General features: G+C 42.9%; 18 protein-coding genes and 1 pseudogene. 6 read left to right on the top strand and 13 right to left on the bottom strand.

Going from position 1 to position 22,782, the window contains the following annotated elements:
* Nucleotides 1–163 precede the first annotated feature (163 nt).
* The 3 genes and pseudogenes from HT714_RS06270 to HT714_RS09930 form a co-directional block, all read right to left on the bottom strand.
* Nucleotides 164–2,014, bottom strand: a complete 1,851-nt coding sequence (locus tag HT714_RS06270; RefSeq protein ID WP_173251666.1) for a nucleoside-diphosphate sugar epimerase/dehydratase — start codon at nt 2,012–2,014, stop codon at nt 164–166.
* Between the two features lie 85 nt (nt 2,015–2,099).
* The gene (locus HT714_RS06265) at nt 2,100–2,900 is read right to left on the bottom strand and encodes a glycosyltransferase (protein WP_188110372.1); all 801 of its coding nucleotides are present in this window, start codon (nt 2,898–2,900) and stop codon (nt 2,100–2,102) included.
* Nucleotides 2,886–3,027 (bottom strand): annotated as a pseudogene (locus HT714_RS09930) (glycosyltransferase family 2 protein); the annotation flags it as partial. The gene HT714_RS06265 and the pseudogene HT714_RS09930, both read right to left, overlap by 15 nt.
* A 57-nt stretch (nt 3,028–3,084) precedes the next feature.
* Between HT714_RS09930 and HT714_RS06260 the strand changes: the two are divergent.
* From HT714_RS06260 to HT714_RS06240, 5 genes are all read left to right on the top strand, one after another.
* Nucleotides 3,085–4,251, top strand: coding sequence for an MFS transporter (locus HT714_RS06260; protein WP_173251662.1), 1,167 nt, complete (start codon nt 3,085–3,087; stop codon nt 4,249–4,251).
* 138 nt (nt 4,252–4,389) lie between these two features.
* Nucleotides 4,390–4,716, top strand: a complete 327-nt coding sequence (locus HT714_RS06255) for a PadR family transcriptional regulator (protein ID WP_000273857.1) — start codon at nt 4,390–4,392, stop codon at nt 4,714–4,716.
* Nucleotides 4,703–5,296: a DUF1700 domain-containing protein gene (locus HT714_RS06250; protein WP_000198699.1), complete on the top strand. Its 594-nt coding sequence runs from the start codon at nt 4,703–4,705 to the stop codon at nt 5,294–5,296. Before HT714_RS06255 ends, HT714_RS06250 begins: the two co-directional genes overlap by 14 nt.
* Entirely contained in the window at nt 5,289–6,200 is a 912-nt protein-coding gene (locus HT714_RS06245) for a DUF4097 domain-containing protein (RefSeq protein WP_173251660.1), read from the top strand. Before HT714_RS06250 ends, HT714_RS06245 begins: the two co-directional genes overlap by 8 nt.
* 62 nt (nt 6,201–6,262) lie before the next feature.
* Entirely contained in the window at nt 6,263–7,327 is a 1,065-nt protein-coding gene (locus tag HT714_RS06240) for a DUF6574 domain-containing protein (protein ID WP_173251658.1), read from the top strand.
* On the opposite strand, the gene HT714_RS09700 is transcribed toward HT714_RS06240, so the two are convergent.
* The 10 genes from HT714_RS09700 to HT714_RS06190 form a co-directional block, all read right to left on the bottom strand.
* On the bottom strand, nt 7,324–7,476 hold the full coding sequence (locus HT714_RS09700) for a hypothetical protein (RefSeq protein WP_240148106.1): 153 nt from the start codon (nt 7,474–7,476) through the stop codon (nt 7,324–7,326). The genes HT714_RS06240 and HT714_RS09700 overlap by 4 nt on opposite strands.
* A gap of 74 nt (nt 7,477–7,550) precedes the next feature.
* Nucleotides 7,551–8,411: a DUF4299 family protein gene (locus tag HT714_RS06230; RefSeq protein ID WP_173251656.1), complete on the bottom strand. Its 861-nt coding sequence runs from the start codon at nt 8,409–8,411 to the stop codon at nt 7,551–7,553.
* A 227-nt stretch (nt 8,412–8,638) separates the two neighbouring features.
* Entirely contained in the window at nt 8,639–9,625 is a 987-nt protein-coding gene (locus HT714_RS06225; RefSeq protein WP_166730973.1) for a rhodanese-related sulfurtransferase, read from the bottom strand.
* A 263-nt stretch (nt 9,626–9,888) separates the two neighbouring features.
* Nucleotides 9,889–11,367 carry an ABC transporter substrate-binding protein gene (locus HT714_RS06220; RefSeq protein WP_061438605.1) on the bottom strand — a complete coding sequence of 493 codons (1,479 nt, stop codon included), beginning with the start codon at nt 11,365–11,367 and terminating at the stop codon, nt 9,889–9,891.
* Nucleotides 11,368–11,470: 103 nt separating this feature from the next.
* On the bottom strand, nt 11,471–12,394 hold the full coding sequence (locus tag HT714_RS06215; protein ID WP_000818350.1) for a carbohydrate ABC transporter permease: 924 nt from the start codon (nt 12,392–12,394) through the stop codon (nt 11,471–11,473).
* A gap of 13 nt (nt 12,395–12,407) precedes the next feature.
* Nucleotides 12,408–13,337, bottom strand: coding sequence for a sugar ABC transporter permease (locus tag HT714_RS06210; RefSeq protein ID WP_007284784.1), 930 nt, complete (start codon nt 13,335–13,337; stop codon nt 12,408–12,410).
* Between the two features lie 206 nt (nt 13,338–13,543).
* Entirely contained in the window at nt 13,544–15,424 is a 1,881-nt protein-coding gene (locus HT714_RS06205; protein WP_173224982.1) for a beta-N-acetylhexosaminidase, read from the bottom strand.
* The gene (locus tag HT714_RS06200; protein ID WP_173225253.1) at nt 15,418–16,287 is read right to left on the bottom strand and encodes an ROK family protein; all 870 of its coding nucleotides are present in this window, start codon (nt 16,285–16,287) and stop codon (nt 15,418–15,420) included. Before HT714_RS06200 ends, HT714_RS06205 begins: the two co-directional genes overlap by 7 nt.
* 83 nt (nt 16,288–16,370) lie before the next feature.
* Nucleotides 16,371–19,016, bottom strand: coding sequence for an alpha-mannosidase (locus tag HT714_RS06195; RefSeq protein WP_173251654.1), 2,646 nt, complete (start codon nt 19,014–19,016; stop codon nt 16,371–16,373).
* Nucleotides 19,017–19,106: 90 nt separating this feature from the next.
* The gene (locus HT714_RS06190; RefSeq protein WP_173224975.1) at nt 19,107–20,387 is read right to left on the bottom strand and encodes a glycoside hydrolase family 125 protein; all 1,281 of its coding nucleotides are present in this window, start codon (nt 20,385–20,387) and stop codon (nt 19,107–19,109) included.
* A gap of 170 nt (nt 20,388–20,557) precedes the next feature.
* On the opposite strand from HT714_RS06190, the gene HT714_RS06185 reads away from it, so the two are divergent.
* Nucleotides 20,558–22,654 carry a GH92 family glycosyl hydrolase gene (locus HT714_RS06185; RefSeq protein WP_173224972.1) on the top strand — a complete coding sequence of 699 codons (2,097 nt, stop codon included), beginning with the start codon at nt 20,558–20,560 and terminating at the stop codon, nt 22,652–22,654.
* The last annotated feature ends 128 nt before the right edge of the window (nt 22,655–22,782 follow it).

The following is a 22,782-nucleotide window of genomic DNA, read 5'->3' as shown; positions in this document are numbered from 1 at the left end:
GTTTTGAGGTTGTGGATAGAACTGACGAAGTCAGTAACCATACCTACGGCAAGGCGACGTTGACGTGGTTTGAAGAGATTTTCGAAGAGTATAAGTCTCTACATAACAAAACGCATATTACCAAGGTTCTTATGAACAACTTGATAATATGCGCTTTTCTTTTTTATTCAACGTGGGTTGTTTGATTGGCAAAGGCGATAATGGCTTGCTTCAATTCATCTCCACTAAGAGTGCGGAACTCTTCAATTTTTTGATCGATGACTTCTAGAGGCATAACATTGACCTTACCAACGAAAATCTTATCCATAACCTGATTATCAACAAGTTCGGTTGATACCAAGAGTTCTTCGTAGAGTTTTTCGCCTGGGCGGATTCCAACTTCAACGATTGGAATTTCACTTTCAGTGTGGCCACTTAAAAGGACCATTTTCTTGGCCAAGTCATAAATCTTGACTGGTTTGCCCATATCAAGGATAAAGACTTCCCCATCTTTGGCATAAGCACCAGCATGGATAACCAAACGGCTAGCTTCTGGAATAGTCATAAAGTAACGGGTCATGCGGAAGTCTGTCACCGTTACAGGCCCACCTTCAGCAATCTGACGTTCAAAGACTGGAATGACACTACCACGGCTACCAAGAACATTCCCAAAACGAACCGCACAGTAGGTTGATTGGCTACGTTGGTTAAAACCAGTGACAATCAACTCAGCCACACGCTTGGTTCCTCCCATAACATTGGGTGGATTGACCGCCTTATCTGTCGAAATCATAACCATCTTAGGTACTTTAGCTTCATCAACAGCTCTAGCAACATTGTAGGTTCCACGGATATTGTTTTTGAAGGCTTCTTTTGGATTGCGCTCCATCATAGGAACGTGCTTGTGGGCAGCCGCATGATAAACAATAGCTGGCTTGTACTGTTCAAAGACTTGCAAGAGACGGTCATAGTCTTGAATATCGGCAATAACTGGTACATAATCAATCCCTTGGAACTTGCGAATCAATTCATGATAAACAAGGTAGATTGAATTTTCCCCATGACCGAGCAAGACGATGCGTTCAGGATTGAAGCGGCTAACTTGGCGACAGATTTCAGAACCGATTGAGCCACCAGCACCTGTGACTAAGATTGTCTTACCTGTCAGTTCTGCTCCCAGACGCGATTCATCAAGACGAATTTCCTGACGTCCCAAAAGGTCCGTAATATCAATTTTTTGGAACCCAGTACCTGCTTGGTGAAGTCCCTGAACAACGGTTTCAACCTTAGGCATCTTGTAACATTTGACTCCCAGCTTATTACACATCTGCAAGATACGTTCATATTCTGACGGGTCAAGCGACGGAATCGCAACGATAACACGCTCGATTTGATGGCGTTTGGCTAATTCAGGCAGATCATCATATGAACCCAAAACAGGGATTCCACCAAGTTTTTGACCCTTTTTCTTAGCATCCTTATCCAAAATACCGACCAGTTCCAAATCACTGGTTGGATGTTGGTAACTATCCATAAAGAGGGCCCCACCATCACCAGCACCAATCAAGAAGGTTCGACGGTGTTCTCCATCGCCACTTCCTTTTTTGCGTCTAGAGTAGATTAACTGCCAAGTAATCCGTGGCAATAAAATCAAGAAGGTACTCAACAAGATAAAGAGAATGATGAAACGGATTGAAAAGAGTGGCAAGAAGGCATAGCAGATACTATATGACAAGACGCTGCTCGCAGTCACACCAAAAAAGATTTTCATAAAATCTGTGATCTTGCTGTAACGACTGATACTAGCGTTCAAGCCCCAAAATCCAATCATCAATTGATAAAACAAGAAGGCCAAACTCGTATAGATAATGTAGTCAACAGGTGCTGGGTTAATTAGTCCGTAAAATAAGATATAAGATACAATGATGGAAACCACCATACTCAAAATATCAAATATGCCCCAGAAGACTTGTTTTTGTTGTTTATTTAAAATTTCCACCAGATCAATCACATAATCTGTTAGTTTTTTATTCATGTCAATCTACTCCTCCTTAAAAGAGCTGGATATTTATATTGTTATTATAACGCTTTTTATCCAGTTTACGATTTGCTACAATCTTTTAATTGCTTTTTCGTAACAGTTTCATAAAAATAAACTGTCGGACAAATCCTGGACAAAGGGCAACAACCATCTGAATGGCAACACTCTTGGCATACTCCATGTAAGAAATTTGCCCTCTCTTCAGCATGCGCTGACGAGCCTGACGATAGAGTTTAAGGTAACGCAGTCCCCCACGACGCTCAAACATCCCTGCTCCAACACGAACCTTACACAAGATTTGATCCAGATTTCCAGTCTTGGCTCCTGCAGCAATCATATTGAGCCAGAGGAGGTCATCCTCCATATAAAGGCCATCCTCATAGTTGCCTGCCTTGAGAACCATGTCCTTCTTGAACATGACAGTCATGTGGTTAAAGGCACTTCTCATCCTTTGATAAGCCACAATATCTGCATGTTGAGTCGGAACACGACGGTAAGAAACAATCTCATCAGGATTATCAATAAACTCTGCAATATGTCCACCTAATAGGTCTAGCTTGTCCTTCTCCATTAGCTGAACCTGTTGCTCAAAACGGTCTGGAACAGCTATATCATCCGTATCCATACGAGCGATGATATCATACTGGCACTGCAAAACACCCTGTCGAAGAGCCAGACCCAAACCTTGATTCTGCTCAAGAGGATAGCGTTTCACTGGAATATCAGACTCAACTTCAAGATGGTCTAATACCTGATAGAGTTCAGGTGTCAAAGGCCCATCCTCAACCAGAACCAATTCGCTTGGTTTCAGGGTCTGATTTTGAACGCTCTCAATAGCACCCTTTAAAAATGTCGGATTTTCCTTGATATAGACCGACATCAATACGCTGATTTTTTGCTTTTCAGACACAGTTTTTCTCCAATGTATAGATTTCCTTCCACTATTTTATCATAATTTTCAAGACTTTCCCATTTTTATCTTGAAAGCCAGAAACCTTACTTGACATTATAGGGAAAAAGCCTTAAAATAAGCTGTTATTAAAATCAGCTAGAAGAGGTATTATATGAAAAAGCAATCACTCTTTTTTATTCCAGGTATTATCCTAATCGGTGTTTCTTTGCGGACTCCTTTTACTGTTTTACCCATTATTTTGGGAGATATTTCGCAAGGGCTGGGAGTAGAAGTTAGTTCACTTGGTGTCTTGACTAGCCTTCCCCTCCTCATGTTTACCCTCTTCTCGCTCTTTTCTACCCGACTGGCTCAGAAAATCGGCTTGGAGCATCTCTTCACCTACAGCCTCTTCTTCTTGACCATCGGTTCTCTCATTCGACTAATCAATCTGCCCCTACTCTATCTAGGAACCTTGATGGTTGGGGCAAGTATCGCAGTCATCAATGTGCTGCTTCCTAGTCTCATCCAAGCCAATCAACCAAAGAAAATTGGTTTTCTGACTACCTTATATGTAACTTCTATGGGGATTGCAACGGCTCTGGCTTCCTATCTAGCCGTGCCTATTACACAAGCCAGTTCTTGGAAAGGACTCATCATCCTCCTCACCCTGCTCTGTCTAGCAACTTTTTTGGTCTGGCTCCCAAATCACCGTTATAATCACAGACTGGCTCCACAAACCAAACAAAAAAGCCAAACAAAGGTCATGCGTAACAAACAGGTCTGGGCAGTGATTGTCTTTGCAGGTTTCCAATCCCTGCTCTTTTACACCGCGATGACCTGGCTACCTACCATGGCTATCCATGCAGGTCTATCTAGTCACGAAGCTGGCTTGCTGACCTCTATCTTCTCTCTGATTAGTATCCCTTTTTCAATGACCATCCCAAGCCTGACAACCAGCTTATCTACTCGCAACCGTCAGCTCATGCTCACTCTGGTCTCACTGGCTGGTGTGGTCGGCATTTCCATGCTCTTTTTCCCAGTCGGTAATTTCTTTTACTGGCTTGCCATCCATCTCCTCATCGGAACCGCAACCAGCGCCCTCTTCCCTTATCTCATGGTCAACTTTTCACTCAAGACAAGCGCTCCTGAAAAGACAGCCCAATTGTCTGGTTTATCTCAAACAGGAGGCTACATCCTAGCAGCCTTTGGGCCAACCCTCTTTGGATACAGTTTTGACCTTTTCCACTCTTGGGTACCAGCTGTAGCTGCTCTCTTACTCGTCGATATCCTGATGACTGTGGCCCTCTTTACTGTGGACAGAGCTGATAAAATCCTCTAAACTTCTAGTTTTTGCTAGAAGTTTTTTATATATAAAAATTTTACACATTTCTCTTGACAGGGCTTTCATTTAGATGTACAATGTATGTGTAGAAAAATTATATATAAAAATCTTACACATTAGAAAAGGAGGTTCCCCATGTACTTTCCAACATCCTCTGCCTTGATTGAATTTCTCATCTTGGCCGTACTGGAGCAGGATGATTCTTATGGTTATGAGATTAGCCAAACCATTAAGCTGATCGCTAATATCAAAGAATCTACACTCTATCCCATTCTCAAAAAATTGGAAGGCAATAGCTTTCTGACAACCTATTCTAGAGAGTTCCAAGGTCGCATGCGCAAATACTACTCCTTGACAAATGGTGGTATAGAGCAACTCTTGACCCTAAAAGATGAATGGACACTCTATACAGACACCATCAATGGCATCATAGAAGGGAGTATCCGCCATGACAAGAACTGAATACCTGACTCAGCTAGAACTTTATCTCAAAAAACTGCCTCAGGCTGACCAAATTGAAGCCATGGACTATTTCAGGGAACTCTTTGACGATGCTGGAGTCGAAGGAGAAGAAGAACTCATTGCTAGTTTGGGAACTCCCAAAGAAGCGGCCCACGAAGTTCTCTCTAATCTTCTCGATAAAAAAATCAATGAGGCACCTGCTCAAAAAAATAACCGACAAATTTTGCATATCGCCTTGTTAGCCCTCCTTGCAGCACCCATCGGTATTCCTCTGGGAATCGCCATCCTCGTGTCCCTGTTCGCAATCTTTGTGGCAGCCTTGACTGTCATCTTGGCTTTCTTTGCGGTTTCCATACTGGGTATCATCGGCGGATTCCTATTTTTAGTTGAAAGTTTCACTGTCCTAGCCCAAGCCAAATCAGCCTTTATCTTGATTTTCGGTTCTGGTTTACTGGCTATCGGTGCTTCTTCACTAGTCTTACTAGGTATTTCCTATGTAGCTCGCTTCTTCGGTCTACTCATTGTTCGCTTGGTGCAATTTGTTCTTAAAAAAGGAAAGAGAGGTGACCAGCATGCGTAAATTGACAAAAGGATTTCTCATTTTTGGTGTGGTGACTACCGTTATCGGCTTTATCCTGCTCTTTGTAGGTATCCAATCTGATGGGATTAAGAGCCTACTTTCCTTGTCCAAAGAACCTGTCTATGATAGCCGTACGGAAGAACTAACCTTTGGCAAGGAAGTCGAAAACCTAGAAATCACTCTCCACCAACACGCGCTGACCATCACAGACTCTTTCGATGATCAAATCCACATTTCTTACCATCCATCTCTTTCTGCTCACCATGATCTTATCACCAATCAGAACGATAGAACTCTGAGTCTCACTGATAAGAAACTGTCTGAAAGTCCATTTATCTCTTCTGGAATTGGCGGAATTCTTCATATCGCAAGTAGCTACTCTAGTCGTTTTGAAGAAGTTATTCTCAGACTGCCAAAAGGGAGAACTCTAAAAGGGATCAACATCTCAGCCAATCGCGGACAAACCACCATCATAAATGCTAGCCTTGAAAATACGACCCTCAATACAAACGGCTATATCCTCCGAATTGAAGGAAGTCGTATCAAAAACAGTAAACTCACAACGCCCAATATCGTTAATATCTTTGATACAAATCTGACAGATAGTCAGCTAGAGTCAACAGAACATCACTTCCACGCTGAAAATATCCAAGTCCATGGTAGGGTTGAACTGACTGCCAAAGATTATCTCCGAATCATCCTAGACCAGAAAGAAAGCCAACGAATTAACTGGGACATCTCAAGCAACTATGGTTCTATCTTCCAATTCACAAGAGAAGAGCCTGAATCAAGAGGTACGGAATTAAGCAACCCTTACAAAACTGAAAAAACCGATGTCAAGGATCAACTCATTGCGAGATCTGATGATGATATTGAACTAATATCCACACCAAGCAGACGTTGACAAAAACGCTTACATCTGCTACTATAGAAGCATATTTATCTAACTAAAAAGGAGGTTCTACCATGAAACAAGAATGGTTTGAAAGTAATGATTTTGTAAAAACAACAAGCAAGAACAAGCCTGAAGAGCAAGCTCAAGAGGTTGCAGACAAGGCTGAAGAAACGATAGCCGATCTCGATACACCAATTGAAAAAAATACTCAAGTAGAGGAGGAAGTCTCTCAAGCTGAAGTCGAACTGGAAAGCCAGCAAGAAGAGAAAATTGAAACTCCTGAAGGCGGTGAAGCGAGAACAGAAATAGAAGAAAAGAAGGCATCTAATTCTACTGAAGAAGAGCAAGATCTTTCTGAGGAAACAGAAAAAGTCACTAAAGCTGAAGAAAGCCAAGAAGCACTTCCTCAGCAAAAAACAATCTTGAAAGAGCCTCTTCTTCTCAGTAAATCCTTAGAAAGTCCCTATATCCCCGACCAAGCTCCAAAATCTACGGATAGATGGAAAGAGCAAGTACTTGATTTTTGGTCTTGGCTAGTGGAGGCTCTCAAATCTCCTACAAGCAAGCTTGAAACAAGTAGCACACACAGCTACACAGCCTTTCTCTTGCTCATTCTGTTTTCTGCATCTTCCTTTTTCTTTAGTATCTACCATATCAAACATGCTTACTATGGACATATAGCAACTATGCATAATCACTTCCCTGAACAATTTGCTTCATTAAATCTCTTTTCGATCATCTCTATCCTAGTAGCGACAACACTCTTCTTCTTTTCATTCCTCTTGGGTAGTTTCGTCGTGAGACGATTTATCTACCAAGAAAAGGACTGGACGCTAGAAAAGGTTCTCCAACAATATAGTCAACTCTTGGCAATTCCAATCTTCCTCACTGCTATTGCTAGTTTCTTTGCCTTCTTTGATAGCCTACGATTTTCAGCCCTTTTATGTGTGATTAGCATTGGAATCATTCTGCTTGCTAGTCTCCATATCATTACCAGACCAAGTCAAGCAAGTGAAGCCGACTCCTTCTATCAATTATTCTTGTCTGTCCTTGTGAACGGAGTTATTATCCTCCTCTTCTTTGTAGCTGAAGTGGCACTGATTGGAGATTATCTTCGTATCTTGGCCTATCTTTAAACTTCATACTCTTCGAAAATCTCTTCAAACCACGTCAGCTTCGCCTTACCGTATGTATGGTTACTGACTTCGTCAGTTTCATCTACAACCTCAAAACAGTGTTTTGAGTAGCCTGCGGCTAGCTTCCTAGTTTGCTCTTTGATTTTCATTGAGTAGCAATCCTGTCATCCTTGGCAGGATTTTTTCTATGTCAAAAAAGCAAGTCGATTGACCTGCTTCTGCTTTACTTTTCTTGTGCTAATGTTTTAAAATCTTTGTCTAAGATGGGTTGTATTTCTAATTGATTGGCATCTAGTTGGTGGTAAGATTCTGATGGTAATGACTCTAGGAATTTTGCATAGTCCAAGCGGGCAATGGCTTCATAGTCTTCTGGTTTAGAGCCGTCTCCTGTGATTTGAACCAAGTCAATCTCCCACTGGACTTCCTTATCCACCAATTGCTCAATATAGGCTGCAGGAACAAATGGTTCTCTCGGTAAAACTGTCTTGACTCCTTGAGCCAGATGGTAAACACCGTGCACTTGGCCTTCTCCATCCTGATAAAAGGAAACTCTTGCAAAGTAGGCATCGGTCTCTTGAACCGCATGTACACGTACTTCAAATTGAGCCAAGCCATCTTCCTCTAAAAAGCTTTTCAAGTCCACATGACTAAAGAAAACAGGATTAAAAATTCCTTGGCAAATCGTAAAACGAGCAGCAGTGTCTGCAAGATGAGCTTGAATACCTGCTTGGAAATAAGCTTCAAAGTCAAAACCATCTAGCCCCTCAATCTCAGTTCCTGTGTAAGCAAGCAGGGCATCTAAAAATGCTTTGATAATCTGCCAGTCTGTCTTTGTGAGTAGGTCAGGAAGATCAACACGATAGGCCTTTTGACCATCAGCATAGCTGACCTTAAAGAGAAATTGTGATTGCCCCACTATCGCACACTCGATATACTCGAGACGGTTAAGAGGCTGACGGAGATAGACAGCATCATAGCTATGTGACTCCAAACCATCTACCAAGGCCAAGATGGACTTGGCAGTCAAAATTTCCTGTTCTCCTAAAATGCTCTGTTTATTTGGAATAAAAAATGTTTTCGTCATAACTGGACTCCTTTGAAATCGTTTACATATAGTATACCTTATTTTTCTGAAAGATACAAAAACAAACTTTATACTCTTCGAAAATCAAATTCAAACCGCGTCAGCTTCGCCTTGCCGTACTCAAGTACAGCCTGCGGCTAGCTTCCTAGTTTGCTCTTTGATTTTCATTGAGTATTAGATTTTTGAGTACAAAGCATAGAAAAACAGCCCCTGAGGACTGTTTGATCTTATACAGTAGCTGCTTGATCCAAGCTTTCACCGATAGCGGCTAGGCGTTCGATCACTTCTGCTTGTGTCAATTCATGTTCTGAAACATAGCGGTTACGTGGGTGAACACGACACTCGTGTGAACATCCACGAAGGTACTTGTCTTCATTTTCTTCTGATGTCAAGATACGACGGTTACAGAATGGATTTCCACAGTTGACATAACGTTCACATGGTGTTCCATCAAACCAGTCTTTCCCTACGATGGTTGGGTTGACATGGTTGACATCTACGGCGATACGCTCGTCAAAGACGTACATTTTTCCATCCCAAAGCTCACCTTGAACTTCTGGGTCTTTACCGTAAGTTGCGATTCCTCCGTGCAATTGACCAACATCTTTGTAACCTTCACGAACCATCCAGCCTGAGAATTTCTCACAGCGAACGCCACCTGTACAGTAAACCACGACACGCTTGTCCATGAATTTTTCCTTGTTATCACGAACCCATTGTGGCAACTCACGGAAGTTGCGGATGTCTGGGCGGATAGCCCCACGGAAATGTCCTAGGTCGTACTCATAATCGTTACGTGTGTCAAGGACAACGGTATCTTTATCAAGAAGCGCTTCTTTGAACTCTTTTGGAGACAAGTAAGCACCTGTTGTTTCAAGTGGGTTGATGTCGTTGTCAAAGTCGTTGTCTTCCAAACCAAGGTGGACAATCTCTTTCTTGTAGCGAACAAACATCTTCTTGAAGGCTTGTTCATTTTCTTCGTCAATCTTGAACCAGAGGTCTTCCATACCTGGGAGGCTGTGAACGTAGTCCATGTATTTTTGAGTTGTTTCATAGTCACCTGAAACTGTTCCGTTAATTCCCTCGTCAGCGACTAGGATACGGCCTTTAAGACCGATTGATTTACAGAAAGCCAAGTGGTCTGCAGCAAATTGCTCTGCATTTTCAATTGGAGTATAAAGGTAGTAAAGTAAGACACGAATATCTTTTGCCATAAGATTTGTTCTCTTTTCTATTCTTAAATTTTCTAAATTTTTTATTTATCCATACTAGTATACCTGCTTGAGAAAACGAATGCAATTTATTTGACTGGAAATTGTAGAGGGTTCTCGAAATTTCCTGAATGGTTAAATAGTGATAAAGAACACGGATATCTATGCTCTCATTTCAAAAAATCACTGCCCTCCTCAGACCAACCTGAGGAAAGCAGTGATTCTTATTTTAGGAGTTAGGAATGAATACACGAAATCAATTGATCTTATGATTTTTTGTTTTTCAAGAATTCATCGTATTGTTTTTGCATTTCGTTCAATACTTTTTCGTAGGCACCTTCAGATTTCAATTTTTCCATCAATTCTGGAATAGCTTTATCTGGGTCTACAGTACCAGTGTTGATAGCTGTATCAAATTGTTGCATTGTGTTAGAAATAGCTGAGATTTCAGATTTCACATTGTCAGTATTGAAGATAAATCCAAGCGCTGGAGATTCTTTAGCTTCTGCCAATTCTTTCTTAGAATTTTCGATTTGTTGGTCTGTAACGTTTTCGTTGATGTAAAGGATCCAGTTGTTACCAGTGTTCCATCCACCCATGTGAGTGTTTCCTTTGTAGCCATCAAGAACGCGAACACGGTTTTCTTTACCTTCAATTTTTTCCCAGTTCTTACCTTCTGGACCGTAAACAAGACCGTTCAAAAGTTCTGGGTTCGTATTCAAGAGGTTCAACACTTCCATTGATTTTTCTTTGTTCTTAGAGTTGTTTGAGATGACAAAGTTAGCAACTTGTGTTGTTTGGTTTTTCTTGATGAAGTTAGTGAATGATTTGATTTGGATATCTTTGTTGGCAACACGTGAAAGCAAGCTGTTACCGTAGTCAGCTGGTCCTACTGTTTCTTCACGAACGAACCAAGTATCTTGTTGAAGATCAAATGAAGTATCGCTTGTGGCTACGTCTTTTGGAATATATCCAGCTTCATAGAATTTGTGAAGAGTCTTCAAGTGTTCTTTGAAACGAGGAACGTCATAACGGTTTACAATCTTAGTAGTATCCCCTTCAAGGTCGATAACAAATGGAAGACCGTTTGCTACTGGGTAGTCAAAGTTCTCAGAAGGGATGAAGTTCTTAGTAGCTGCAAATGGTACTACGTCTGGAGCTTTTTCTTTAATTTGTTTCAAGACTGGCTCAAGAGTTTCGTAAGAAGTAACACCTGAAATATCGATACCATATTTGGCAAGGAGAGTTCCGTTGAAGGCAAAGTTTTGAGATGATGCAACGTTGGCTGCAACTGGAACAGCGTAAATCTTACCATTTACAGTATTACCCTTGATATAAGCTGGGTCAAGTGCCTTGTAAAGGTCTTTACCTTCTTTTTTGTACAATTCTGTCAAGTCAGCATAAGCACCTTTTTGAGCATTTACAATATAGTTATCTGCAAAGGCAATATCATAGTTTTCACCAGATGATGTGATAACTGACATTTTCTTACCATAGTCACCCCAGCCAAGGTATTGGATATCCAATTTGGCACCAACTTTTTCTTCGATGATTTTGTTGGCATTTGCTAACAATTCATCCAAGTTGTCTGGTTTGTCACCGATTTGGTACATTTTGATAACAGGTTTGTCACCTGAATCAGCAGCTTTTTTGCTGTTACCTGTCAAATTTCCACAAGCAGCAAGACCTGCAGCCAAAGCGACTACACTAGCAGATGCAAAAGCATATTTTTTCCAGTTTTTCATGATAAAAACTCCTTTTTTTATTTTTAAACTTATAAACAATGTAATGATCTTAACTTCACACAAGGGAAGTTGGGAACTGAGAAATGTTCTTTCTCAATAAGCACTATTCTTTCACACCACCGATAGTTAAACCTTTTACAAAGTAGCGTTGGAAGAATGGATACAAAATCGCGATTGGAAGGGTTGCGACCACAACCATGGCCATACGACCTGTTTCTTTCGGTAGAGCAACTCCCAGTTGACCAGTCAAGCCGACCGCTTTGGCAATGTAGTCCATATTTTGCTGGATTTGCATGAGCAAATATTGCAATGGATACAAGTTGTCACTCTTGATGTAAAGAAGGGCGTTGAACCAGTCATTCCAGAAACCAAGAGCTGTCAAAAGCGTGATGGTTGCGATACCTGGTAGTGACAATGGCAAACAGATTTGGAAGAAAATCCGAGCCTCACTAGCACCATCGATACGAGCCGATTCGAGAATGGCTTCTGGAATGGTCTTCTTGAAGAAGGAACGCATCAAGATGATATTGAATGGTGAGAGAAGCATTGGCACAATCAAGGCCCAAACAGTGTCACCAAGCTGAAGCACACGGGTCACCATGATATAACCTGGTACCAAACCAGCGTTGAACAACATACTGAGCAGAACGAAGATGGTAAAGAATCTGCGATACTTAAAGGTTGTCCGTGAAATAGCGTAGGCATAGGTTGTTGTGATAAAGACATTTGTAAATGTCCCAACTACGGTTACAAAGACAGAAATGAAGAGGGCCTGTAAGATTTTATCCTTAAACTGTGCCAAGAACTCAAAACCGTCTAATCCAAATTGGGATGGGAAGAAGCTGTAGCCGTATTGGAGGAGGCTTTTCTCGTCCGTCACTGAAATAATGATAACGAATACGAAGGGTAGGATACAAGAGAGGGCAATCAAACCCGAAATGGTACTGAAGAAGATATCTGCTTTCTTACTGAAGGAGTGAATGCCGACATTATCAATTTTTTCTTTTTTAATTTTCTTTTCTGCCATATTCTCCTCCTTTCTAGAACAAAGCTGAGTTTGGATCAACTCGTCTTGCAAGTAAGTTTGATAGAACCACCAGAATCAATCCGACTACTGATTGGTAGAGACCTGCTGCTGAAGCCATCCCGATATCTGCTGTCTGGGTCAATCCATTATATACATATACGTCCAAGACGTTGGTTACGTTATAAAGCTGACCAGCATTGTGAGGGATTTGGTAGAAAAGACCGAAGTCTGCACGGAAGATATTTCCAACTGCAAGGATGGTCAATACAGTTACCAATGGTGTCAACTGCGGAATGGTTACATTGCGAATGCGCTGCCATTTGCTGGCTCCGTCCACTGTCGCTGCTTCATAGTAGGTTGGATCAATTCCCATGATTGTCGCATAGTACATGACACTGCTATATCCAAAACCTTTCCAAATACCTAGGAAAAGTAGGAGATAAGGCCAAATTCCCAAATCAGCGTAGAAGTTGACTTCTTTTAGACCAAGACTTTCCAATAAATGATTGAACACCCCTTTATCAATATTTAGGAAGGCATCTGTAAAGAAACTGATGATAACCCAAGACAAGAAGTAAGGGAACAACATAGAAGTTTGGAAAATCTTCACCATTCTCTTGGAACGGAGTTCACTGAGGATAATGGCAATCCCTACAGATACAACTAAACCTAGAAAGATAAAGCCAAGATTGTAGAGAACCGTATTTCGTGTGATAATAAAGGCGTCTCTTGAACTAAATAAGAATCTGAAATTATCGAGTCCGACCCATTTACTATTTATGATACTATCTATGAAACCATTACTGGTCATGTGGTAGTCTTTGAAGGCAACCACGTTCCCAAATACTGGAATGTAGAAGAATAGAATCAACCAGAGTGCCCCTGGCAAAACCATCAAGAGAAAGATCCAGTTGTCTCTCAAGGTTTTTGAAAACTTATTCATAATTTCCTCCCTTTTTATTTTGATATTCATCTAAAAATTCTTTTTTAGACTTTTGATAACGATTACATTATTAGTATACTCCTATTTGCAGGTTAGGTTAAACTCCTAATTATAGAAAAAACTCCACAAATTATTTTATGTGGAGTACTTTTGAAGAAAGGGATGTTTCACGGGAAACACCCTGCGCCAAGCAAGGTGTTCTTGTTTTAGGTCGTGTAAATCGTTGAAGCTGTCGCAATAGTATGCCACTGGTTGGCTGTTGTGGCTGCGAAGTCCTTGTCTGCGTAGAAGTCGTTAAATGGCAGAATTTCCACTTCCAGCTCATCGATGCGGTCAAGCTGACCAGCCAGATAAGCCTCGATACGGCTTTCTGCTCGTTTGATGCGTTGCAAGAGTCCGCCCATACGGATGTCAACTGTATCCAAACCAAAGACCTTGTTTTCTTTCAGCCATTGGTGGCTAAAGAGGGCATGGAAGTGTTCAATTTGGCTTCTGAGTTCTGGTAATTCTTGTCTGGCAATTTCTTGTAGGCTTTCTTTATCATCCGCTTGATAGGCCTGACGAATACGTCGTCCCACATCCACTTTGCTACTTAAAATGGCATTCAACTGAGCCTGAGTTTCAAAGAGGTAAGAGTAAGCACCAGCTTTTTCTTTGATTTCAGCAAGTGTCTCAGCAGCCTGAGAGAAGTGCGGTTTGTCCTGTTCAGGTGTCATGTGTCGGTCAAGGATCAGACAGAGAACATCCTGATAAAAGACATAGCGGTTGGGATTGATGCCACTGAGATTGTCTGGCAGGTCTGGCAAGAGGTTGGCTAGGTCAATCTGCATAAAGTCCTCAACCGATAGACCAGTATTAGTTTTGAAGTGTGCAGACAAACGGTCTAGGTCATTGCGATAGCTGAGTTCTGCCCAGATTTGCAGGCTTGGGAGAATAGAAAACTGGGCTGTTTCCCCACCATTGTCCCCCCAACCAGTCACGATGACTTCTTTGATGTCATTGGCACGACAGGCCTTGTTCGCTTCAAGAGCGATAAGACGGCTAAAATGGTTGTGAGGTGTAAAGCCAATCCACTTCCAAGCTCCCCCTGCAAAGGCAAGGTCATGGCTAATCTTATGGTGATTGCGAAAATTGCGATTATATTTTTCCTCGCTATCCTGATAATAGTCCCAGTAAACCAGAGTCACACGGTCTTTGAGACGGTCTAGGTAGACACGAGTGTCTTCTGGAATTTCCACATCACGGTCGTACTGGCCATCTGCTGACATAAGTTTAAAGAACATATCGCTCCACATCTGGCAGTGGAATCCATATTTGTCAGCAATATCCAGCACGCGCTCCAAGTGTTGGCACATGAGGAGACTACGATCCACAACACCGTTCAATATCAAGTAACGTCCCAAGCCAACCAAGTGGGCTTCGTCCATCCCGATATTGACCTTGCGAGTTTGTAGTTTAGATAGAGTAGCAAACATGCCATCAATCAGGTTATAAACCTTTTCTTCGCCAATAAGAAGAATGTCCTCCACATCACGGAGTTCCTGCACTTCCTTGACACCCCATTTGACGAAGGCTGACAAGTGAGCCAAGGTCTGGATACATGGCACAAAGGTCATGTCAAACTGCTGGGCATAGGCTTCGATTTCCTGCAACTCCTCAGCTGAGTAGGCTCCGCGGAAATAGCCAAAGTAAGGCTGCCCTTCAATCTGGTAAGTGTCTTCCATGTAAAGTTCAAAGGTTGAATAGCCCATGAGAGCTAAGAGTTCAATCATCTGCTTGGCAGAAGCGACATTCAGCACCGCATTGCGCGAACAGTCAGCCATATAGGCTAAATCTTCGTAAGCTGCTTGTTCCTCAATCTCTACTTTATCACCTTCTGCTAGAACTGTTGCCAACAAGGACAAGGCACGATAAAGTTGGTGAGGTTTGCGGTAGGTCAATTGATAGTGGCCACCCTCACCCTTGATAGAGATAGAGGCTTGGTCAGACTGAGCGACAGCTACCTCTACATCTGGTAGCGAAATGTGCTTTTTAAGCAACTCTACTGCTTGCTCTTGTTTGGAACTAAGCCCTGTAAATCTTACCATTGGTTTTCCTCCTGTAACCAGTTGACAAGGGCACCGTAGAGATTAGCATCTGCATGATAGGTGCAGGCTTGGATGACGGGTGCGACCGTATATTCTTCGTAGGTATCGACAAAGTCGTCAACAGCTTCCTTGACACCTTGAATAAAATCTGGATTTTGGCTGATAGAGCCTCCCAGACTAATGACATCTGGATCAATCAGATACTGGATATTGAGCAAGCCTTGCGCCAAATTGCGGTTCATGCGCTCAATAGCTTCTTGGCAAATGGCATTCCCAGCTGCAGCCTCTTGGTAAATCTTGCGACCGTCCCAGTCAGTCTGACCAGATTTTTCAATCACGTAGCGCACCATATTTCCAGTTGACGCTAGTTGCGACCAGTTGTTGAGCTTTTCAGCAGGGGCAAGGGTGGTCATGTAGCCAAATTCTCCACCCAGACCGTGGCGACCTCGATGAAGTCTACCATTGATAATCATGGCTCCTCCAATCCCTGTCCCAATCACGACACAGGCTGCATTTTCAAGTTCTGGATGAGCCAGTAATTCACTGAGTCCAACGCAGTTAGCATCATTTTCCAGATGGATAGGAATCTGATAAGAGCTAAGCGCCTCATACCAAGAAAATCCGTGAATGTAGGGTACTGCACTGAAGCCATCAATCACACCTGTCTCTTGATTGACCGCGCCTGGAACGCTCATAGCAATCCCGCTATAATCCTGCTCTGACAAGCGCTGGTCTAACCAAGCTAGTAAATCCTCCAAACTTTCAGGCGTTGGAATGCTTGTCTTATTCAGTATTTTCCCATCAGGAGTCAGACTGGCAAACTTAATTCCAGTCCCTCCGACATCAATCGTTGCAATGGTCATTGTTTTTACCATAAAAAGGGGCAAATCAGCAGTTAGTTCTTACCTTTTCGCCCCTCCTTTCTCTTTATGTTTACTTGTTGAAATTAAATTTCTTCTTTTTTGATGAATTCTGTACGAATCTCTTGTGGTGAAATAAGGCCTCTATGAACTGGATATGGTTGTTCAAGTAGGTCCAGGAAGAGATGTTGACTTTCCGGTACACGTACATTTTCACTACACATATTGTAGTAACGAAGAACATAGCCTTCTTCATTTTCAGCTACCTTAAAGGCTGTTGGACAGATTTGCGGTATGCTGAGAACAGAATGGCTCAAGAGGCTACCAGTCGCAGCCACTCCGCCTTCTTGTCTAGCAAGCTGAAGGCTGGTAAACGGTGTCTGCAAGGCTTTAGCACGACGATAGGCTGAGAAGCGTTCTTGGGCTTGGTGGCATTCAAGAGCAAACTCGACTTCAAACTCACGCAAGCATTGTGCTTCTGGTGTTGGGAAATAACCCCAGTCACCTAACTCACCTGATGCACGCAAAATAGTTACTGCAATAGTGTCGTCTCCAAGGATTTCGTATTCATTCAATCCCTTGTTGGATACAGTCACACCTTTTTCATCGTCATACAGACTAACAAAGGCTTGTTGGTGTTGAGGATTTTCAGGATTTTCCCATGAAGCTGCTGGTTTGTTTGGTCGTGTCACCACCTCATAGATGCTTTCAGAATCATTGCTTGGACGCATGTTATGAGTCTTGACCAAGAGACGGATACGGTGATCTTTGGCAGTGTTGGTAAAACGAGTCTTGCAACGGATTTGTGGATTATCAACGAAGATAGTCATCTCAGTTTCAAGAGGAATGCTTGTCAATTCTTCTGAACGTCCAGCTTCACGCTTCATAAACTCTATGATACCTTTTTGCTCTTCTTCTAGCTTTTCATCTGCACTGACAGGCACGGTCAATTCATGTTTGAGCAAAATCTTAGCGTAGCGAGCTGTGTTTTCCAAGACCTCGTAGCCCTTTAATTCTGCAAAGATTGGATCTGTTCCTTTTGGTTGGAAATAGATATACTCGTTTCCGATGTCACCACGGTCTTCAAAGCGGATAAAGTCTTCGTAAGCTTCGTGAGTTGTCTTGTCATAAACTGTGATATTGTCATCTACACTCACCGTTACGAATGGTGTATCAATCACTCCGTTTTGGTAAATACCCTCACGGTGTTCTTGCTCTCCTTCCAGCAATTGGAAAGTTGTCCAAGAAAGCGGCGCTAGGTGAACTGGAATGGTCACGCGCACTTGTCGAGCAATACGAGCTTGGCGGAACTTGTCTTTTGGTAAATCGTACTCAAAATTAGCCCCAAGATCCTCAATTTTAGCCTCTACAGGACGCCCATCCAAGTCCTCCACACGGTAGCTTGGCAAGGTAAGAGCAGCCATCTTCTTGTATCCCTCTGTTGGGTGTAATTCCTTGAAATCACAAGTCGCAACATCAATCACTGTGCTGACAGTATCGACCTTATCATGCAAGCCTGTGTTAATGACAGTAAAGAGATAATCACTTTGAGCCTTAGCTGTAGCGATTTTACCCTTCCATTCGTTAAGAAGATTGCTCTTAACAAAGCTTCCTACTTGATTGACCTTGGCAAAACGAGTTTCCATCTCACGGTGAACTTCGTCCACGCTACAGCCACAGATACTATCATGCGGCGCGTTCTGCAAGAGTGTTTTCCAAGCATAGGTCAACTGGTCCTTGTGGTTGTGTCCGCCAGTGATAATCGTCAAGGGTTCTACAACTTGCTCTAGGAGGTTGCTATTTTCTTGAAAGGCTTGTTTGAGATAAATACGAGATGAAGAAGTGTTGGCAAGTGTGTACCAGCCGTCTGTTTCCTGACTGGTCAACTCGCCTGTAACCGTTGATAACTGCTCTGGTAGGGAACTTTCCACGGCTTGAACATATTCATCAAAAGAACTATGAACAAAGGTCACATCTGGGAAGAGTTCATTTGCTACACGAATGGCTTCGCTCAGATTTTTCTGTACAGGCTGATGGTCACAGCCGTTCATCATCAACCACTGGTTGGTTGAAGCATAGTCACGCACATCTGCCAGTTTTTGTTTCCAGAAGGTCAAGGCCTCGTCTTTATCAACTGGAATTTCATTCCCATTACTGTACCAGTTGGCAAAGAGGATACCGAGGACACGACTTCCGTCCGCACCCTGCCAGTACATTTCTGAAAACTGGGAAGTAAACTGCTCATCTTCGAGAACTTGGTTGTCAAATCCAATCGGTTTCACACCACGACCAAAGGCTGCCACGTGAATGCCTGATTTTTGAAGAATTTGAGGCGCTTGTCCCATATTTCCAAAGGTATCTGGGAAGTAACCAATTTGAGTAGATTTGCCCCATTTTGCACATTCTGCTTGACCAATCAATGTATTGCGAACATTGGCTTCACTTGAAATCAAGTAATCATCCTGCAAGATGTAAAAAGGACCAATTTTAAGTTTGCCTTCGTCAATGTAGCGTTGGACTTTGTCGCGATTTTCAGGGCGAATCTCCAAGTAGTCATCAAGGACAATAGTTTGTCCATCCAAGTGGAAACTCTTTAACTCAGGGTCATTTTCAAAGAGATCAAAAAGATTGTCAAACAATTCCACCAACTGCATACGGTGGCTTTCAAAAGGCAAGTACCACTCACGGTCCCAGTGACTATGTGAGATAATATGTACGACAACATTTTCCATGAAGTAAAACCTCATTCTAAATTTAAATTTTAACGTTTTAAATGTAAACTTGTGATTCTGATAAGAATCGGTTGAGCGAAAGCACGCTCCTTAGCGAATATCCAAGTAATCCAAGACCAATTCACAGAACATCATGTTGGCCCAAGAGAACCATTCACGAGAATAGAGAGTTGGGTCGTCCACGTGGAAGCTTTCGTGCATAACACCTGTGCCCCCATCGCAAGCAACCAGCTGATCTAGCAAGAATTTCTTCTCTGCCTTATCTCTTGTTGTCAAGCCTTGGATAGAAAGGGCTATTGGCCAGATATAGCGATAGAAGGTATGAGAACTTCCGAGACCGCTAGCGTATTCTCCTTGATAGAAGTAGGGATTTTCAGGGCTCAGAATGGTACGACGAGTTGCTTGATAAACCTCATCGTTGACATCGCAGTAGCCCAGATAAGGTGCAGCCAGCAGACTTGGTACGTTTGGATCATCCATGATGCTAGCATTTCCCAAACCATCCACTTCAAAGGCATAAATCTTTTCGCCCTTGCTGTTGGTGGTGTAGGCGTAGTTTTCAATTCCTTCTTGGATTTCATCCTGAAGACGCTTAGCGTCTGTGATAACACTCTCGCTATCAGCTAGATTCAATGCTGTAAAGATTTCTTGCACATAACCCAAGACTACTACAGCAAACATATTTGACGGAATCAAGTAACTATACTGACAGCAATCATCACTCGGACGAAAGGCTGACCAAGTCATACCTGTCACTGCAAAATCAGGTCCAAAGCCATCATTTACCAAGGTGTCTTCCTTGCGGTCCGTATCTCGGACAAAACGATAAGGAGAGTTCTTGTGGTCTTGTTCCACCGTCCAAAGATGGAGAATTTCCTTAGTCGCTGCGACAAAAATCTCATCGAACTGACTAGTCTCACCAGTTTCTTTCCAGAGGAGATAGGCCAGCTGCAAAGGATAGCAAAGCGAGTCCACCTCGTACTTGCGTTCCCAAATCCAGCCATTAAGGTCTGTGTGGTCAGTCTCGTGGTGTCCCTTCCAGTTCTCCTCAATGTTGAAGGAGTTGGCATAAGGGTCCTTGAGTACCAAGGTCATCTGACGCTTGACCAAACCTGCAATGGTCTGACGCAGGAGGGCATCTCTTTTAGCCACATGCAGGTAGGGTCTGAGTTGGGCTGTCGAATCTCGAAGCCACATGGCAGGAATATCCCCAGTCAAGACAAAGGTTGAACCATCTTCTAGGATTTCAACCGTATTGTCCAAGGTGTCGGTGTAGCAACGCTCGAAAACATCCACCCACTCTGGATGGTCCTTAGCCCGCTCTGCCACTTCATCTAGCCATTCTCTAACAATTTCTTTTGAATAAATCATCGTGCAGTATCCTCTTTCAAACAAGTTTCATTTTCAGTATATAGCTTTTGAGACAGAAAATACATACACAAATGATAGTCATTTTTCTACAAAATAGTTATCTTTGAAACTCCTTTTCTAAAGGCCCTCTTTTTCTGATATAATGTAGAAAAACAGCTAAAGGAAAGACTATGAAACCACTACTTGAAACCATCGATACCCGATTTGGAACTGCCAGCAAGCATGCCTTTTCTCGAGGAAATACCCTGCCATACACAGGCGTTCCTTTTGGGATGAATTACTTTGTACCCCAGACCAGTGACCAGGATGGATCTTGGTTTTTCGATCCGCATCTGCCTATCTTTCAGGGGATTCGATTAACCCACCAGCCCAGCCCTTGGATTGGCGACTACTCTTGGCTCCTTCTGACACCTATCACAGGCCAACTGGGTGGAGACAGCCTCTTCCATCGTCAGTCTTCTTATGACATAGATAAGGCCTATTTCAAACCTCATTATCTGAAGATTTTCTCCCTGCGCTATCAGATTGAAACCCAGCTCACACCGACTTGCTACGGTGCTTCTATTCGTTTGGAACAAAAGCAAGGCAAAGCCCTCTCCCTCTATCTTCACGCAGCATATGAACTGACCGTGGAGCAAGTAGATAAGCGAACTCTTGCCCTGCGACAAGAAGGTAAAACTGAAACCAACAAAAATCCACTAACTATGTTCACTGCCCTGCAAATGAATACGGATATCCTTGCTATCAGCCAAGAAGGCGAAGACTGTCGAATTGACTTAGCAAGTAGTCAGACCGAGATTCAGCTAGCCACTTCTTTCATCTCTCCTTCTCAAGCTCTAATCAATCTACCTCAAGAAGATTTTGATAGCTGTAAATCAAGTGCCCAAGTGGATTGGGAAAATCTCCTCCATCGTTTTGACATTATAGAGACAGGAGAGGCTGATCGAACCTTCTTTGACCACTGTCTCTACAGACTCTTCCTCTTTCCTCAGACTTTTTATGAGGTTGATGAGTCAGGGCAAGTCATCCACAAGGATCTGACTACTGGATCTGTCAAGCCCGGTATCCTCTTTAGCAACAATGGCTTCTGGGATACCTTCCGCACCACATTCCCCCTCTTTGCCCTTGTCATACCAGAGCATTATCGTCTCTTTTTAGAAGGATTTCTCAATAACTACCGCGATACTGGTTTTCTTCCAAAATGGCTAGCCCCAGATGAACGGGGTATGATGCCAGGTACCCTTTTAGACGGTATTATCTCCGATAGCGCCTGCAAGGACATGGCCCCTGACCTAGAAGAAGAACTCCTCCAAGCCATGCTTGAAACAGCCAGCAAGTCCGACCCTCTAGGCATCAATGGTCGCCACGGACTAGCCCAATACCAAGAACTGGGCTACCTCTCTACCGACCACCACGAAAGCGTCAGCCACACTCTTGACTATGCCTATAGCGACTTTTGTATCGCCAGCTGTGCCGAAAAACTTGGTCAGAATGACATCGCGGACACTTATAGAACTGCGTCACAAAATTACCGCCATCTATTTGATGCTGAGACAGGTTACATGAGAGCGCGAGACAATCGAGGCAACTTCCGCCCTGACTTCTCTCCTTATAGTTGGGGACGCGACTATGCCGAATGCTCTGCCATTCAAGCAACTTTAGGCGTCCTCCACGACATCCCAGACTTAATCCAGCTTATGGGTGGAAAAGAAGCCTTCAGCAACTATCTTTTGAAAACCTGTCAAGATGCTCCCCTCTTTGAGACAACAGGCTATGGTTACGAAATTCACGAAATGAGCGAAATGGCTACTGCTCCTTTTGGGCAACTCGCCATTTCCAACCAGCCGAGCTTCCACATTCCTTATCTCTTCCGTTACAGCAACTACCCTGACTATACTGCCCTTCTTATCAAGACACTCCGTCAGAAAGCCTTTCATCCAAGCCGGCAATCCTATCCTGGCGATGAAGACAATGGTAGTCTCTCTGCTTGGTACATCTGGTCAGCTCTCGGATTTTATCCGACCTGTCCAGGAAAATCAAGCTATGATCTCGGAATCCCTCTCTTTGACCATCTCCGTATCTACCTTGCTAAAGAAAATAAATGGCTAGATATTCATACGGAGCAAAACCACAGCCACTTCAACTTTGTCAAAGAATGCCGACTGGACAAAAACCTAGTATCAACTATTCAACACCAAGATCTCCTAAAAGCTGAGCAGTTAACCTTTACCCTTAGCTGGTTACCAAGCCAGCCGTCCACTTCCTGAAATGCAAAAATCTCCTAGCAGACTTTCCTGCTAGGAGATTTTCTTATGAGAGGTATTTGTTTAATACTCAATGAAAATCAAAGAGCAAATAGGAAGCTAGCCGTAGACTGTACTTGAGTACGGCAAGG

It is taken from the genome of Streptococcus sp. 3705 (assembly GCF_013277145.1).
In the GTDB taxonomy this organism is placed as follows: Bacteria; Bacillota; Bacilli; order Lactobacillales; family Streptococcaceae; genus Streptococcus.
The sequence above is the reverse complement of the archived record's forward strand: the minus strand, read 5'-3'. Positions and strand labels throughout refer to the sequence as shown.

Bases quoted from the DNA above. Each gene is read 5' to 3' on its own strand.
- HT714_RS06270 (WP_173251666.1), bottom strand. From the start codon at position 2,014: ATGAATAAAAAACTAACAGATTATGTGATTGATCTGGTGGAAATTTTA.
- HT714_RS06265 (WP_188110372.1), bottom strand. From the start codon at position 2,900: ATGTCGGTCTATATCAAGGAAAATCCGACATTTTTAAAGGGTGCTATT.
- HT714_RS06260 (WP_173251662.1), top strand. From the start codon at position 3,085: ATGAAAAAGCAATCACTCTTTTTTATTCCAGGTATTATCCTAATCGGT.
- HT714_RS06255 (WP_000273857.1), top strand. From the start codon at position 4,390: ATGTACTTTCCAACATCCTCTGCCTTGATTGAATTTCTCATCTTGGCC.
- HT714_RS06250 (WP_000198699.1), top strand. From the start codon at position 4,703: ATGACAAGAACTGAATACCTGACTCAGCTAGAACTTTATCTCAAAAAA.
- HT714_RS06245 (WP_173251660.1), top strand. From the start codon at position 5,289: ATGCGTAAATTGACAAAAGGATTTCTCATTTTTGGTGTGGTGACTACC.
- HT714_RS06240 (WP_173251658.1), top strand. From the start codon at position 6,263: ATGAAACAAGAATGGTTTGAAAGTAATGATTTTGTAAAAACAACAAGC.
- HT714_RS09700 (WP_240148106.1), bottom strand. From the start codon at position 7,476: ATGAAAATCAAAGAGCAAACTAGGAAGCTAGCCGCAGGCTACTCAAAA.
- HT714_RS06230 (WP_173251656.1), bottom strand. From the start codon at position 8,411: ATGACGAAAACATTTTTTATTCCAAATAAACAGAGCATTTTAGGAGAA.
- HT714_RS06225 (WP_166730973.1), bottom strand. From the start codon at position 9,625: ATGGCAAAAGATATTCGTGTCTTACTTTACTACCTTTATACTCCAATT.
- HT714_RS06220 (WP_061438605.1), bottom strand. From the start codon at position 11,367: ATGAAAAACTGGAAAAAATATGCTTTTGCATCTGCTAGTGTAGTCGCT.
- HT714_RS06215 (WP_000818350.1), bottom strand. From the start codon at position 12,394: ATGGCAGAAAAGAAAATTAAAAAAGAAAAAATTGATAATGTCGGCATT.
- HT714_RS06210 (WP_007284784.1), bottom strand. From the start codon at position 13,337: ATGAATAAGTTTTCAAAAACCTTGAGAGACAACTGGATCTTTCTCTTG.
- HT714_RS06205 (WP_173224982.1), bottom strand. From the start codon at position 15,424: ATGGTAAGATTTACAGGGCTTAGTTCCAAACAAGAGCAAGCAGTAGAG.
- HT714_RS06200 (WP_173225253.1), bottom strand. From the start codon at position 16,287: ATGACCATTGCAACGATTGATGTCGGAGGGACTGGAATTAAGTTTGCC.
- HT714_RS06195 (WP_173251654.1), bottom strand. From the start codon at position 19,016: ATGGAAAATGTTGTCGTACATATTATCTCACATAGTCACTGGGACCGT.
- HT714_RS06190 (WP_173224975.1), bottom strand. From the start codon at position 20,387: ATGATTTATTCAAAAGAAATTGTTAGAGAATGGCTAGATGAAGTGGCA.
- HT714_RS06185 (WP_173224972.1), top strand. From the start codon at position 20,558: ATGAAACCACTACTTGAAACCATCGATACCCGATTTGGAACTGCCAGC.